The organism is Streptomyces sp. NPDC001415, from assembly GCF_053597395.1.
The window spans coordinates 99,216-112,908 of the sequence record NZ_JBSFIE010000016.1 but is presented as its reverse complement, the minus strand read 5'-3'; the positions used below and the strand labels follow the sequence as shown (position 1 = coordinate 112,908).

Genomic DNA, 13,693 nt, shown 5'->3' with positions numbered 1-13,693 from the left:
CCGGGCGGCCCGCGCCCGGACACGCCGTGGCAATGCGGGGCTCGGTGCGGACGGCGGCGGATGCTTGTTTCTGCTCGTTCGATGGGAGCCATTGACAGATACGAGCATCAGTACTGCACTGGCGGGTGCCCTCCGGCAGGCTCGTGCCGGCGGGATCGGCACCTTCCCCTGCCCTCCGACGCATCCCGCCCGGGCCCCAACCGGCCGGGCCAGGAAGGAATCTGTCGTGCCGTCACTTCCCGCGCGCCGCCGCAGAGTCGCCGCTCTGCTGGCCGCACTCCTGGCCGTCCCGCTGACCGCGACCGCGGCTCTGGCCTCCCCGGCCCCCGCGAAGCCCGCGGCCTCGGCGGAGCTCCCGGTGCCCGCCCCGAGCCGGCCGCTCGCGGCCACGCCGCCGATGGGCTGGAACAACTGGGCGCACTACATGTGCGACATCAGCGAACAGACCGTCGTGCACAACGCGGACGCCCTGGTCTCCAAGGGCCTCGCCGCCAAGGGCTACAACACGCTGACCGTGGACGACTGCTGGATGACCAAGAGCCGGGACGCGGCGGGCAACCTCGTCGCGGACCCGGCGCGGTTCCCGCACGGCATGGCCTGGCTCGGCGACTACCTGCACGCGCGCGGCCTCAGGTTCGGCATCTACGAGGACGCCGGCTCAAGCACCTGCGGCGGCTACCCCGGCAGCGGTCGGCCCCAGGGCGGCGGCGCCGACCACTTCGCCCAGGACGCCGCCACCTTCGCCTCCTGGGGCGTGGACTACCTCAAGCTCGACGGCTGCAACCTGTACGTCGAGCCCGGCCAGACCAAGGAGCAGGCCTACCGCCAGGCGTACGACGCCGAGGCCGCGGCCCTGGCGGCAGTCGGCCGGGACATCGTCTTCTCCGAATCGGCACCCGCCTACTTCCAGACCGGCGAATGGGGCAACCCCGGCTGGTTCTCCGTGCTCTCGTGGGTCGGCGAGGACGGCCAGCTCTGGCGCGAGGGCTACGACATCGCGACGTACGACCCGCGAAAGCCCGACGCGAGCCGCTGGGCGAGCGTGCTGACCAACTACGGTTACAACCGCTGGATCGGCCGCTACGCCGGGCCGGGCAACTGGAACGACCCCGACTTCGTGCTCGCCGGGGCGCCCGGCCTGACCGCCGACGAATCGCGCAGCCAGGTGGCGCTCTGGTCGATGATGGCCGCACCACTGATCCTCTCCTCCGACGTTGCTGCCCTCAGCCCGGCCGGACTCGCGGCACTGGGCAACACCGCCCTCGTCGCCATCGACCAGGACAGTCTCGGACGGCAGGCCGGGGTGGTCGCCACCAACGGCACCACCGATGTCCTGGCCCGCCCGCTGGCCAATGGCGACCGAGCTGTCGCCGTGCTCAACCGGTCCTCCTCCGCGCGGAACATCTCCACGACGCTCGCCTCGATCGGCCTGCCCGGCTGCGAGGTGCGTGCCAAGGACCTCTGGAGCGGGGCGAGTTCGACGACCTCGTCCGCGCTGACCGCGACCGTGCCCGCCCACGGCACCGCGATCTGGCGCCTCACGCCGGGCAGCGGCTGCGCCCCCGCCGTGCCCACCGGGCAGATCACCGGCAACGGAGCCAACTGCGTGGACGTGGCCAACAGCGGCACCGCGAACGGCACCCCGGTGATCCTCTATCCCTGCACCGGCAACACCAACCAGCGCTGGACCCTGGCAGGCGACGACACCGTACGGGCGCTCGGCAAGTGCCTGACCGCGAGCGGCACCGGCGCCGGTAGCGCCGCCACCCTCTCGACGTGCACCGGCGCCGATGCCCAGCGGTGGACCACCGACCAGGACGGCACGCTCGTCAACGCCGGATCCGGGCTCTGCCTCGACGTGTACGGAGGGGGCACGGCGAGCGGCACCAAGCTCGACACGTGGACCTGCGGCGACCACCAGGCCAACCAGGCGTGGTCGCTGCCCGTGTGACGGACCGTGTCAGGCCGTGACGGCGAGGTCCTGTCGCACGCTGATCGCGTCGAGGCGGATCGTGACCGCCGCGGTGTCCTCGGCGCCCAGGGACAGGAGCTTCGCCTTGTCCGCGCCCACCCTCACCTCGACCCGGAAGGCGACGACGTGGAGATGGCGGCCGGTCTCCTCGTCCTGGAGCGCGAAGAGGAGGTTGTAGAAGTAATGGGTGCCGTCGGTGCCGTCCTGGAAGGCGAGGTGCGCGGCCCCCTCCTGCTCGCCGAGGCCGAGGAACACCTGGGCGAGCGCGGCATCGGCCTTGGCCCAGAACGCCGGGTTCTGATACGGCTCGACCAGGGCCTGGCGCACGGCCTGCTTCAGCGTGAGCACCATGACCTGCACCGGAGCGGTCTCCTGAAGACCGAAACCGGGGATGATCTTGACGACGGAGCTGTTCGGCAGACCCCGCGCCGCCGACCGTACGGCCCCGAAGTCGAAGTCCCCGGCCGCCGGCGCGATCGCCTCCTGGAGCACGGCCTCGGCGGCTCGCGCCTGGTCGAGCACGTCCGGGCCGACTTCGACGACCGCCTTGAAGGCGGCCCTTGTGCTGGTGGCCCGGTCAACCATGGCTGCTCCCGCGGGGGTTGGAAGTGATCAATTGCCGACGCGCCAGTATGCACAAGCGGTCCCGAACCGGCGGATCGGTCTCACATTCCGTACGCGAAGCGGCCCGCGGGAGTCCATGCGGTACCGAGCGTGACCGTACGTGACCGCGTGCACGTCCCTGACCTGCATGGACCACGGAAAGTGAGGCCCGTCACTTCGGGTGACTTTTTCGGCATGTTCCCCGCATGCCGGGGCAGGGGCGGTGATGGCCCTGTCCCAGCACCCATCGGAGGACCCGAACCATGCCCGAGCTTTTCATCGACGGCCAGTGGACCGCCGCCGTCGACGGGCGGACCCGTGAGATCCGGTGTCCGGCCGACGGCACGCTGGTCGCCACCGTCGACGAAGCGGGTCCCAAGGACACCGCCGCCGCCATCGCCGCGGCCCGTACCGCCTTCGACCACGGCCCGTGGCCGAGGACGGCACCGGCCGAGCGCGGTGCGCTCCTGCAGCGCGTCGCCGACCTGCTCGTACGCGACAAGGAACTCCTCGCGCGGGCCGAGTCCCTCGACACCGGCAAGCGGCTCGTCGAGTCCCGCTACGACATGGACGACATCGCGAACTGCTTCCGCTACTTCGCCGCCCTCGTCACCGCGCAGGGCGCGGGCCGCGTCGTCGACACCGGGAACCCGGCCGTCGACAGCCGGGTCGTCCAGGAACCGGTGGGTGTCTGCGGGCTGATCACGCCGTGGAACTACCCGCTGCTCCAGACCGCCTGGAAGGTCGCCCCGGCGATCGGCGCGGGCAACACCTTCGTCCTGAAGCCGAGCGAGCTGACCCCGCACACCGCCATCCACCTCATGAAGCTCCTCGACGAGGCGGGTCTTCCGGCGGGCGTCGCCAACCTGGTGCTCGGCGCGGGAGCCGAGGCCGGCGCGCCGCTCGCCGAGCACCCCGACGTCGACCTCGTCTCCTTCACCGGCGGCCTCGTCACCGGCCGCCGCATCATGGCCGCCGCCGCGCCCACCGTGAAGAAGACCGCGCTCGAACTCGGCGGCAAGAACCCCAACGTCGTCTTCGCCGATGTGGCGAAGGACGACGCGAGCTTCGACGCCGCCGTGGACAACGCGCTGACCGCCGTGTTCCTGCACTCCGGGCAGGTCTGCTCGGCCGGCACCCGGCTCCTGGTCGAGGACGCGCTGCACGACCGGTTCGTGGACGAACTCGTGCGCCGCGCCCGACTGATCCGGCTCGGCGGCCCCTTCGACGAGCGGGCCGAGACCGGACCGCTGATCTCCGCCGCCCACCGCGACAAGGTCGAGGCGTACGTCGCCGCCGGGATCGCCGAGGGCGCCGTGCTGCGCTGCGGCGGCGAACGCCCCAACTCACCGGAGCTGGAAGGCGGTTACTACTACCCGCCGACCATCCTCGACGAGTGCCGGGCCGGGATGAGCGTGGTGCGGGACGAGTCCTTCGGGCCGGTCCTGACCGTCGAGCGCTTCACCGGCGAGGACGAGGCCGTGCGCCTGGCCAACGACACCATCTACGGCCTCGCCGGCGCGGTGTGGACCGCCGACGAGTCCCGGGCCCGCCGCGTCGCGGCCGGACTGCGGCTCGGCACCGTATGGATCAACGACTTCCACCCGTACGTCCCGCAGGCCGAATGGGGCGGCTACAAGCAGTCCGGGACGGGACGGGAACTCGGGCCCGCGGGCCTGGCCGAGTACCAGGAGACCAAGCACATCTGGCGCAACACGGCCCCCGAACCCCAGCGGTGGTTCGAGAGCTAGCCGCCACCACCCCGGCCGGCCGTCCCCGCGGACGGCCGGTCACCGCCCCGTGCCCCTCCTGCACCCCTGCCTACTTGGAGTCTGGTCATGAGCATGACGAAGGATGACGCCGAGCTCCGGGAGTTCGGCTACAGACCCGAACTCAAACGCACCCTCGGCAACTTCCACACCTTCGCCGCCGGCATCAGCTACATCTCGATCCTCACCGGCACCTTCCAGCTGTTCTACTTCGGCTTCGGCTTCGGCGGACCCGCCTACTGGTGGTCCTGGCCGCTGGTCTTCGTCGGCCAGCTGATGGTCGCGCTGTGCTTCGCCGAACTCGCCGCGAAGTACCCGGTGGCAGGCTCGGTCTACAACTGGGCCAAGAAGCTCGGCGGCCCGCACGTCGGCTGGCTGGCCGGCTGGATGATGCTGGTCGCCTCGATCGTGTCGATCGCCGCCGTGGCGCTCGCCTACCAGGCGACCCTGCCGCAGATCTCCAAGGTCTTCCAGATCGTCGGCGACGGCACCGGCACGTACGACGTCGCCACCAACGCCGTGATCCTGGCCGCGGTCCTCATCCTCTTCACCACCCTGGTCAACGCGTTTGGCGTCAAGCTGATGGCCCGCATCAACACGGCGGGCGTCTTCCTCGAACTCGTCGCCACCGTCGTCCTGATCGTCCTGTTCGCCGTCCACGTCGTACGCGGCCCCTCCGTGGTGCTCGACACCCACGGCCACGGCGGCAGCGGCAGCTTCGGCTACATGGGCGCCTTCCTCACCGCGGCGCTCGCCTCCGCCTACGTGATGTACGGCTTCGACACGGCCGCCTCGCTGGGCGAGGAGTCCGTCGACCCGTCCCGCAACGCGCCGCGCGCGATCCTGCGGGCGCTGCTCGCCTCGTTCGTGCTCGGCGGTCTGATCCTGATCCTCGCCCTGATGAGCGTCAGCAGCCTCGACGGCAAGGGCATCACCACCGACGGCCTCCAGTACGTCGTGCTCGACGTGCTCGGCGACACCGGCGGCAAGCTGATGCTCTGGTGCGTCCTGATCGCGGTCACCGTGTGCGCGCTCGCCGTGCACACCGCCGCCATCCGCCTCGCGTTCGCGATGTCCCGGGACAACAACCTGCCCGCCGCGTCCCTGATGGCGAAGGTCAGCCCGCGCTTCAAGACCCCCGTGGCGCCCGCCGTCGTCATCGGCGTGCTGGCCCTGGTGATCCTCCTGGTGAACATCCGCCAGCCGCAGATCTTCTCGGTGGTCACCAGCATCGGCATCATCATGATCTACGTCGCCTACCTCCTGGTCACCACGCCGATGCTCATCGCCCGGCTGCGCGGCAAGTGGACCCCGGCCGGCGACGGCAAGTTCTCGCTGGGCCGCTGGGGCCTGCCGGTGAACATCGTCGGCGTCGTGTGGGGCGGCTTCATGACCGTCAACCTCGCCTGGCCGCGCGCCGAGGTCTACAACGCCACCGCCCCCTACCACTGGTACCTGCGCTGGGGCGCCTTCCTCTTCGTCGGAGCCGTCCTGCTCGGCGGCTTCGCCTACTACTGGTTCGTCCAGCGCCACCGCACCGGCGTCCTCGCGAGCCATGCCGCAACGGAAACCGAAAGTGAGTCAGACACCCATGTCCACACCTCCCACTGAATCCCCCGTCCCCGCCGAGGAGTTCGACTACGTCGTCGTCGGCGGCGGCACGGCGGGCAACGTGGTCGCGGCCCGGCTCAGCGAGGACCCCTCGGTCACGGTGTGCGTCCTGGAGGCAGGTCCCTCCGACGTCGGCGACGACAACGTCCTCAAGCTCGACCGCTGGATGGGCCTGCTCGAATCCGGCTACGACTGGGACTACCCCGTCGAGCCGCAGTCCCACGGCAACAGCTTCATGCGGCACGCCCGCGCCAAGGTGCTCGGCGGCTGCTCCTCGCACAACTCGTGCATCGCCTTCTGGGCGCCGGCCGAGGACCTCAACGCCTGGGAGGCGGCGGGCTGTTCGGGCTGGGGAGCCGCCGACATCTTCCCGCTCTACCAGCGCCTGGAGACCAACGACGCCCCGGGCGACCACCACGGCCGCAGCGGCCCGGTGAAGATCCGCAACGTCAAGTCGGCCGACCCGTGCGGCGCGGCTCTCCTTGAGGCGTGTGCCCAACAGGGCATCCCCACCACGCAGTTCAACGACGGCAGGACCGTGGTGCGCGGGGCCAACTGGTTCCAGATCAACTCGGACGAGAACAACATCCGCCAGTCGTCCTCGGTGGCCTACCTCCACCCCGTGATGGGCAAGCGGCCCAACCTCGTCGTGCGTACCGGGGTGCGCGCCAAGAAGCTCGTCATCGACGGGAACCGCCGCTGCACCGGCGCCGAGTACCTCGACCCGGACCTCATCCACACCCGCACCGTCACCGCCCGGCGCGAGGTCATCGTGTCCTGCGGCTCGATCGACACCCCGAAGCTGCTCATGCTGTCGGGCATCGGCCCCGCGGCCCATCTGCGCGAGGTGGGCGTGGACGTCCTGGTGGACGCCCCCGGCGTCGGCGAGAACCTCCAGGACCACCCCGAGGGCGTCATCATGTGGGAGGCCAAGCAGCCCATGACGACGGCCTCCACCCAGTGGTGGGAGATCGGCATCTTCGCCGACACCGAACCCGGCCTGGAGCGCCCGGACCTGATGTTCCACTACGGCCAGGTGCCGTTCGACATGAACACCGCCCGCTACGGCTACCCGACCACCGAGAACGCGTTCTGCCTCACCCCCAACGTGACGCAGGCCAAGTCGCGCGGCACCGTGCGGCTGCGCACCCGCGACTACCGCGACAAGCCGATGGTCGACCCCCGCTACTTCACGCACGAGCACGACGAGCGGGTCATGACGTACGGACTGAAGCTGGCCCGCCAGATCGCGGCCCAGCCCGCGCTCAGCGGCTGGGCGGGCGCCGAGCTGGCCCCGGGCCCGGACGTGCGGACGGACGACGAGCTGCTCGACTACATCCGCAAGACCCACAACACCGTCTACCACCCCGCCTCGACGGTGAAGATGGGCGCCGACGACGACGCGATGGCGCCCGTGGACGCCCGGCTGCGCGTCAAGGGCATCGACGGCCTTCGGGTCTGCGACGGCTCGGTCATGCCGGAGCTCGTCACGGTCAACCCGTGCATCACCACGATGGCGATCGGCGAGAAGTGCGCCGACCTCCTGAAGGCCGACGCACGCTGACGTCCGCAGGACCGGTTCCGGGGTCCCCTCACAGGGGCCCCGGAACCGGTCCTAGGCCGGTGGCAGCAGGGGCCCGCAGTCCCACTGCTGGAAGATGAGCCGGGTCTCCACCCGGGCCACCTCCGGCCGCGAGGTGAACTCGTCGAGTACGAGCCGCTGGAGATCCGCGGTGTCGGCGACGGTCACATGCACCAGATAGTCGTCGGGGCCCGTCAGATGGAACAGCGACCGCGACTCCGGCAGCGCCCTGACCCGCTCCACGAAGGGAGCGATCAGATCGCGCCGGTGCGGACGCACCTGCACGGAGAGCAGCGCCTGGAGCCCCCGGCCCAGCTTGGCCGGATCCACGCGCAGCTGATAGCCGAGGATCACCCCGGCGCGCCGCAGCCGCGTGACACGGTCCAGGCAGGTGGAGGGCGCCACACCGACCTCGGCGGCAAGATCGCGGTAGGTCGTGCGGGCATCGTTCTGCAGAAGGCGCAGAATGTGCAGATCCACCGGGTCCAGTACGACGGATTCAGCCATGGCCCGAACGTAACACGGCGTACGGTTCCCGGGGCCCGGCGAGTGTTCACAGTGGGCGCATGGACGCCGACACCACACCCGTGGACGCCACCACCGTGGACACCCTCGCCGTGCACGCGGGCCGCGAAGACCTCGCCGCCCTCGGCCTGCACGCCCCGCCGATCGACCTGTCGACCACCTACCCCTCGTACGACAGCAGGGCCGAAGCCGCCCGCATCGACGCCTTCGCCGCCACCGGCGAGGCGCCCGAGGGCCCGCCGGTCTACGGGCGGCTCGGCAACCCCACCGTCGCCCGCTTCGAGACGGCGCTCGCCCGCCTGGAGGACACCGAGGCGGCCGTCGCCTTCGCCAGCGGAATGGCGGCGCTTTCCGCCGTCCTGCTCGCCCAGCACGCCACGGGCCTGCGCCACGTCGTCGCCGTACGCCCCCTGTACGGATGCAGCGACCACCTCCTGACCGCCGGGCTCCTCGGCAGCGAGGTCACCTGGGCCGACCCGGAGGGCGTCGCGGCCGCGATCCGTCCCGACACCGCCCTGGTCATGGTGGAGAGCCCGGCCAATCCGACGCTGGCCGAGGTGGACCTGAAGGCGCTCGCCGAGGCCTGCGGAACGGTGCCGCTGCTCGTCGACAACACCTTCGCGACCCCGGTGCTCCAGCGCCCCGCACACAGCGGCGCCCGCCTCGTCCTGCACAGCGCGACCAAGTACCTCGGCGGTCACGGGGACGTCCTCGGCGGAGTCGTCGCCTGCGACGAGGCCTTCGCCCGCCGGCTGCGCCAGATCCGCTTCGCCACCGGCGGCGTCCTGCACCCCCTCGCCGGCTATCTGCTGCTGAGGGGCCTCGCGACCCTGCCCGTCCGGGTGCGCGCCGCGTCGGCGACCGCCGCCGAACTCGTGGCGCGCCTGGCCGCCGACCCCCGCGTGCTGCGCGTCCACTACCCGAAGGTGGGCGGCGCCATGGTGGCCTTCGAGACGCTGACCGACCCGCACGACGTGATCGCCCGGGTCCGCCTGATCACCCCGGCCGTCAGCCTGGGCAGTGTCGATTCCCTCATCCAGCACCCGGCCTCGATCAGCCACCGCATCGTGCCCGAGGACGACCGCGCCTCCTCCGGCGTCAGCGACCGGCTGCTGCGCATGTCGGTCGGCCTGGAGGACGCGGAGGACCTGTGGCGCGACCTCGACCAGGCGCTGGGGGACCCGCTCTCAACTCGCGCCCGCCACAAGGGAGTTCACGCCACCGTGGAGCCCCAGCTCGCCGACGCCTGATCGGACCGGACCGGGCGAAGGAGCCTCAGCCGGACGTCTTGTTCCGGGTGAACTCGTCCTTGGTCCCGGAGCCGGCCCAACTGACCTCCAGGGTGGAGCCGTTGAGCTTGGCCGTGCCCTTGGTGCGAGTCGTGTTCCCGTCCGGGCACTTGAGCAGCAGCGTCGCCGTACCGGCGGCGCTGTTCGCCGTTCCGCTGCACAGGTGCTCGCCGAGCACGGACGCGTTCTTGCCCTTGATGACGAGGGCGACGGGTTTGCCCTGGGTCACGGCGACCCAGTCGCCGTCGATGCCGCCGGCCGCGGGCGGGGTGCCATGTCCCTTGCTCCGCACGGGAGTTGGGGCTCCACCCGACCCGGCGGGCGGCTTGGCGGGCGAGCCGCTCGCCGACGAGCCCTTGCCCGACGACGGCTTGTCCGACGCCTTGTCCGAGCCGCCGCCGCTGCTGCTGCACCCCGAGACGAGGAGAACGCCGACGAGCCCCATCGAGGCGAGGCCGGTGGTACGCGAGAACCTGTGCACTGCTGATCGTCCCCCTGCGACGCGAATTCCGGACGCGTCAAGCTACCAGCCGCCCGTCCCGCGTACGCGAACTTCTTCCCTGCCTGAACGCGTGACGGGGCCGGGCCCGCCCCCGTCGGCGGAGCCCGGTCAGGAGTCGAGGGCGATCCGGACGGCCACCGTGCCGCTCGTGCCGCGCCGCAGCCGGCTGCCGAGCAGGGTGAGCCGCCCGAGCACCCCGTACTTGCGGCGCAGCAGCGCCCGGCAGGCGTCGGTGGCGGCCGCGTCGCAGATCACGGCGGTCGCGGGGTGCTGTTCCCCGGTGGGATTGCCGCGCACGTCGCAGGGCCCGGCCAGCACCTCGGGCCGGTTGCGGATGCGCTTGACCTTCCACGAGTCGGTGACCGTCCAGATCATCAGGGCGTCGCCGTCCCGGACGACCCACACCGGGGTGGCGACGGCCGTGCCGTCCTTCTTGTAGCTCGTGACGAGGAGGTACTTGCCGGCGCCGAGCCGGTCCAGCACATCGGCACTCATGAGGCCATCCTTGAGGTCGCGAAGCGGGTGGGAGGCTCTTTGTAGCAGGTGGGCCGCAGCAGGTGGGTGCCGACGGGCTCTTGGCCATCGGGTCACGTGCCGGCCGGAGGACTTCCTAGCGGCCGGGACCGGTCGGCGGACCGGTCGGCGGATCGGTCAGAAGGTCGCCGTCCCGTCGGCGGCCAGGGCCGCGAGCAACTCCTCGTCCCGCGCGTCGAGTTGTGCCGGCTCACTCCGTACGACCGGGCCTTCGGTGAACGGCTCCGTGCCGGGCCCGAGGGCGGACTCCTGCTCGGGGGTCAGGGTTCCGGCGAGTGCGGCCCAGTAATGCCCACGCCCACCCAGGAACTGACGGAGCATCACGGATGCCTGCAGGTCCAGCACGGCGGCGGCGCGGGGGAGGCGGCGGCCGAGCAGGTCGTCGCGCGGCATCGACCGGGCCCTGCGAGCGCGGCCGGCGCGGGCGCGCGACGAGAGCGTGGCGTTGAACGACCGGGGAGACATCCCCGAGCGGCTGCTCGACATCGGCGACCGACGGATCGAGGCGATGGACGCCGCGGGCGTCGACCTGCAGATCCTCTCGCTCGCCCCGCCCGGGAACCACGGGCTCCCGGCCCGCGAAGCCATCGCGCTGAGCCGCGACGCGAACGACCGCGCCACCGAGGCCGTGGGCCGTCATCCGACGCGGCTGAGGGCGATGACGACGCTGCCGATGTCGGATCCGGATGCGGCCGTGGCCGAACTCCGGCGGACCGCGGACGTGCCCGCCCACGTCGGGATCATGTCCTACGGCCGCAGCGGCGACCGCCCGCTGGACGATCCCGCCCACGACGAGCTGCTCGCGACGGCCGCCGCCCTGGGGCGGCCGGTGTTCATCCATCCCCAGATCCCGCCGAACGCGGTCCGGGACGCCTCCCACCGGGGGTTCGACCCCACCGTCGAGCGGGCGCTCGCCACGTTCGGCTGGGGGTGGCACGTCGAGGCAGGGCTCGCGGCGCTTCGCCTGATCCTGCGCGGCACGTTCGACCGGCACCCGGGCCTGCTGATCGTCCTGGGCCACTGGGGCGAGATGCTCTTGTTCTTCCTCGACCGGATCGACAGCCTCTCGAACGTCGCGACCGGCCTCGAACCGTCCCCTTCCCCTCGGTGAGACACCCGGCCGGGCAGCCGCCCGCCCGGCGCACCCGGCCCTTGACCGGAAGGCGACTTGACGCCCTTGGCGCCCCGGCGAACCCGCACCGGGGCGCGGCGCGCACTGCGACGATGGCAAGGCACGCCTTTGCGGTGACAAAGGCAGACCTCCCGTGACGACAGGAGCGGACCGTGGCGACCAGCTCGGACAGCCCGATCGACCCCACCGACCCCTTCACCCCCTCACCGCTCAATCGGCTGCTGTACGGCCACGTGTACTCGGCCTCGGTCCGGGCGGTGGCGGTGCACCGCATCGCCGACCACCTGGCCGAGGGGCCCCGCACGGTCGAGGACCTCGCCGCGAGCGCCGGTCTGCACGCCGGTTCCCTGCGGCGCGTGCTGCGCCTGCTCGCGATGCACGGGCTCTTCACCCAGGACGAGAAGGGCGCCTTCGCGCTGACCGAGGCGGGCGGAGTGCTGCGTACCGACGTACCCGGCTCGCAGCACGCGGCTGTCATGCTGATCACCCACGAGATGTTCCACCGGGCCGCCGACGGAATTCCGGACACGTTGCGGACCGGAAAGACGCCCTTCGAAGCCGCCTACGGGGTGCCGTTCTTCACCCACCTCGCGGGCTCGCCCGCCGAGGGGGAGCTCTTCGACGCCGGGATGGCCGCGATGTCCGGCCGGGTCGACGAACTCGTCGCGGAGAGCTACGCGTTCCCCGGCAGCGGAACCGTGATCGACGTGGCCGGTGGCCGGGGCGGATTCCTGCGCGCGGTGCTCAGCCGCGAACCCGCCCTGACCGGCGTGCTCTTCGACCAGCCGAACACCGTGTCCGACCACCTGCTCGACGCCGAGGAGGTGCGCGGACGCTGGAGCGTGGCGGGCGGCGACTTCTTCTCGGAGGTACCGGCCGGCGGCGACCTGTACATGCTCAAGCACATCCTGCACGACTGGAACGACGAGGACTGCCTGCGCATTCTCGGCGCGATCCGCCGGGCCGCCGCCCCGGGCAAACGACTCCTCGTGGTCGACGCGGTGCTGCCCGACAACGGTGACGCACACCCCGCCGTGGAACTGGACATCATCATGCTGATGCTGGTGAAGGGGCGGGAGCGTACGGCCACGGAGTTCGAGAACCTGCTCACCCGGTCCGGGTTCAAGCTGAACCGCATCCTGCCGACGCCGTCGCTGCCGTCGATCATCGAGGCGGAAGCGGTGTGAACGGGCCCGGCTGACCGCCGTCCTCAGAAGCCCGTCGCCAGGTTGCGTACGAAGAGGGCGATGACGCCGACGAGGGCGAGGATGATCATCCAGGACGCGAAGCCGGTGTGGCGATCCTTGCGCACCGGCTTTCTGGACGGCTTGGCCGCCTTGGTCCTCTTCCCTCTGCCAGGTCTTGGCCGCTCGCTCCGGGGCGCGGGCCCCGCCGCGGTCTCGGCGAGCAACCTCCGGCAGACGGCGGCGAGTTCACTCGTGCCGTCGGTGAGGCTGGCCACCGTTTCCGAGCGCGCCGGGGCGGTGGTGCCGCCGTCCAGGATCCGGCCCGCGCGGATCAGCACCTGGTCCTGGCCGCCGGTGGGGGAGAGGCTGATCCAGCGCTCCACGTGTGCCCCGCGGATGACCACACTGCCCGACCGCTCGCGGTACACGGTGTGCTCCCGCCACAGCAGTCCGGCCAACTCGCTTGCGGTGTCCCGTAGTTGTCCGCTCACGCTTCCCCCGTCACCCCTCGACAATCGAACAAGCATGGCACTCTAGCGGCAGCCGGTGCGGCTCGCGAACCGGCCCCGCCTCACCCCGCCGGTTCGACTTCGAGGTAGTGGTGGCGGCGCGGTCCGCGGTACTCCAGCGCCACCCACCCCAGCGGCCGCAGTGCGGCGGCGCAGCGCCGGAGCGACTCGTTCGCCGCGTACTCGGCGCCGCTGCCGGGCGGGCCGAGCCACTCGACGCGGACGACGGCGGCGCCCTCGGCCGCGCTGACGCGGTAGCCGGTGGCGTACCGCTTGCCCTCCTCGTCGACTGCGGACGGTTCGATGCCCGCCGCCTCCAGGGCGAGCGCGACCGCCCGCACCGGCTGGAGGCGCTCCCACCGCGCGGGGCCCGAGGTGCCCATGACCCGCCGGATGTGCAGCAGCCCCTCGAAAGCGGTGCGTACGGCGGCATCCCGGCCCGCGTCCGGAGGCATCACGGGCCCGTCCCCGGTGGCCG

Annotated in this window: 14 protein-coding genes; 7 read left to right on the top strand and 7 right to left on the bottom strand. The window is 71.6% G+C overall.

Going from position 1 to position 13,693, the window contains the following annotated elements; genetic code table 11:
• Positions 1 to 226: 226 nt before the first annotated feature.
• Positions 227 to 1,951, top strand: a complete 1,725-nt coding sequence (locus ACWC2B_RS22230) for a ricin-type beta-trefoil lectin domain protein (RefSeq protein WP_450719138.1) — start codon at positions 227 to 229, stop codon at positions 1,949 to 1,951.
• 9 nt (positions 1,952 to 1,960) lie between these two features.
• Here the strand turns inward: ACWC2B_RS22230 and ACWC2B_RS22225 are convergent, their stop codons facing one another.
• Positions 1,961 to 2,557 carry a Type-2Aa cytolytic delta-endotoxin gene (locus ACWC2B_RS22225; RefSeq protein WP_450719136.1) on the bottom strand — a complete coding sequence of 199 codons (597 nt, stop codon included), beginning with the start codon at positions 2,555 to 2,557 and terminating at the stop codon, positions 1,961 to 1,963.
• A 281-nt stretch (positions 2,558 to 2,838) separates the two neighbouring features.
• Here ACWC2B_RS22225 and ACWC2B_RS22220 point away from each other — a divergent pair, with 281 nt between their 5' ends.
• The 3 genes from ACWC2B_RS22220 to ACWC2B_RS22210 all read left to right on the top strand — a co-directional run bounded on the left by ACWC2B_RS22220 (position 2,839) and on the right by ACWC2B_RS22210 (position 7,519).
• Entirely contained in the window at positions 2,839 to 4,326 is a 1,488-nt protein-coding gene (locus ACWC2B_RS22220) for an aldehyde dehydrogenase family protein (protein WP_450719134.1), read from the top strand.
• A gap of 87 nt (positions 4,327 to 4,413) precedes the next feature.
• Positions 4,414 to 5,955, top strand: coding sequence for an APC family permease (locus tag ACWC2B_RS22215; protein ID WP_450719132.1), 1,542 nt, complete (start codon positions 4,414 to 4,416; stop codon positions 5,953 to 5,955).
• The gene (locus tag ACWC2B_RS22210; RefSeq protein ID WP_450719130.1) at positions 5,936 to 7,519 is read left to right on the top strand and encodes a GMC family oxidoreductase; all 1,584 of its coding nucleotides are present in this window, start codon (positions 5,936 to 5,938) and stop codon (positions 7,517 to 7,519) included. The genes ACWC2B_RS22215 and ACWC2B_RS22210 overlap by 20 nt, the downstream gene beginning before the upstream one ends.
• A 51-nt stretch (positions 7,520 to 7,570) precedes the next feature.
• Here the strand turns inward: ACWC2B_RS22210 and ACWC2B_RS22205 are convergent, their stop codons facing one another.
• A complete protein-coding gene (locus tag ACWC2B_RS22205) occupies positions 7,571 to 8,044 on the bottom strand; it encodes an Lrp/AsnC family transcriptional regulator (protein ID WP_450719128.1) in 474 nt (157 codons plus the stop codon).
• A 59-nt stretch (positions 8,045 to 8,103) separates the two neighbouring features.
• Here ACWC2B_RS22205 and ACWC2B_RS22200 point away from each other — a divergent pair, with 59 nt between their 5' ends.
• On the top strand, positions 8,104 to 9,312 hold the full coding sequence (locus tag ACWC2B_RS22200; RefSeq protein ID WP_450719126.1) for a trans-sulfuration enzyme family protein: 1,209 nt from the start codon (positions 8,104 to 8,106) through the stop codon (positions 9,310 to 9,312).
• A 25-nt stretch (positions 9,313 to 9,337) separates the two neighbouring features.
• Here ACWC2B_RS22200 and ACWC2B_RS22195 read toward each other — a convergent pair whose 3' ends face one another.
• From ACWC2B_RS22195 to ACWC2B_RS22185, 3 genes are all read right to left on the bottom strand, one after another.
• Positions 9,338 to 9,832 carry a hypothetical protein gene (locus ACWC2B_RS22195; RefSeq protein ID WP_450719124.1) on the bottom strand — a complete coding sequence of 165 codons (495 nt, stop codon included), beginning with the start codon at positions 9,830 to 9,832 and terminating at the stop codon, positions 9,338 to 9,340.
• A gap of 129 nt (positions 9,833 to 9,961) precedes the next feature.
• Positions 9,962 to 10,348 carry a PPOX class F420-dependent oxidoreductase gene (locus ACWC2B_RS22190; protein ID WP_450719122.1) on the bottom strand — a complete coding sequence of 129 codons (387 nt, stop codon included), beginning with the start codon at positions 10,346 to 10,348 and terminating at the stop codon, positions 9,962 to 9,964.
• Between the two features lie 156 nt (positions 10,349 to 10,504).
• Positions 10,505 to 10,780 (bottom strand): hypothetical protein, encoded by a 276-nt coding sequence (locus ACWC2B_RS22185; RefSeq protein ID WP_450719120.1) that lies wholly within the window; start codon positions 10,778 to 10,780, stop codon positions 10,505 to 10,507.
• 52 nt (positions 10,781 to 10,832) lie between these two features.
• On the opposite strand from ACWC2B_RS22185, the gene ACWC2B_RS22180 reads away from it, so the two are divergent.
• Positions 10,833 to 11,498: an amidohydrolase family protein gene (locus ACWC2B_RS22180; RefSeq protein WP_450719118.1), complete on the top strand. Its 666-nt coding sequence runs from the start codon at positions 10,833 to 10,835 to the stop codon at positions 11,496 to 11,498.
• Between the two features lie 173 nt (positions 11,499 to 11,671).
• A complete protein-coding gene (locus tag ACWC2B_RS22175) occupies positions 11,672 to 12,706 on the top strand; it encodes a methyltransferase (RefSeq protein WP_450719116.1) in 1,035 nt (344 codons plus the stop codon).
• Between the two features lie 23 nt (positions 12,707 to 12,729).
• Here ACWC2B_RS22175 and ACWC2B_RS22170 read toward each other — a convergent pair whose 3' ends face one another.
• Complete coding sequence (locus ACWC2B_RS22170; protein WP_450719114.1) at positions 12,730 to 13,197, bottom strand: hypothetical protein; 468 nt, start codon at positions 13,195 to 13,197, stop codon at positions 12,730 to 12,732.
• Positions 13,198 to 13,277: 80 nt separating this feature from the next.
• Positions 13,278 to 13,670 carry a hypothetical protein gene (locus ACWC2B_RS22165; RefSeq protein WP_450719256.1) on the bottom strand — a complete coding sequence of 131 codons (393 nt, stop codon included), beginning with the start codon at positions 13,668 to 13,670 and terminating at the stop codon, positions 13,278 to 13,280.
• Positions 13,671 to 13,693: the final 23 nt, after the last annotated feature.

Coding starts and splice junctions, on each gene's coding strand:
- ACWC2B_RS22225 (WP_450719136.1), bottom strand. CDS start 2,557: ATGGTTGACCGGGCCACCAGCACAAGGGCCGCCTTCAAGGCGGTCGTC.
- ACWC2B_RS22220 (WP_450719134.1), top strand. CDS start 2,839: ATGCCCGAGCTTTTCATCGACGGCCAGTGGACCGCCGCCGTCGACGGG.
- ACWC2B_RS22215 (WP_450719132.1), top strand. CDS start 4,414: ATGAGCATGACGAAGGATGACGCCGAGCTCCGGGAGTTCGGCTACAGA.
- ACWC2B_RS22210 (WP_450719130.1), top strand. CDS start 5,936: ATGTCCACACCTCCCACTGAATCCCCCGTCCCCGCCGAGGAGTTCGAC.
- ACWC2B_RS22205 (WP_450719128.1), bottom strand. CDS start 8,044: ATGGCTGAATCCGTCGTACTGGACCCGGTGGATCTGCACATTCTGCGC.
- ACWC2B_RS22200 (WP_450719126.1), top strand. CDS start 8,104: ATGGACGCCGACACCACACCCGTGGACGCCACCACCGTGGACACCCTC.
- ACWC2B_RS22190 (WP_450719122.1), bottom strand. CDS start 10,348: ATGAGTGCCGATGTGCTGGACCGGCTCGGCGCCGGCAAGTACCTCCTC.
- ACWC2B_RS22185 (WP_450719120.1), bottom strand. CDS start 10,780: ATGCCGCGCGACGACCTGCTCGGCCGCCGCCTCCCCCGCGCCGCCGCC.
- ACWC2B_RS22165 (WP_450719256.1), bottom strand. CDS start 13,670: ATGCCTCCGGACGCGGGCCGGGATGCCGCCGTACGCACCGCTTTCGAG.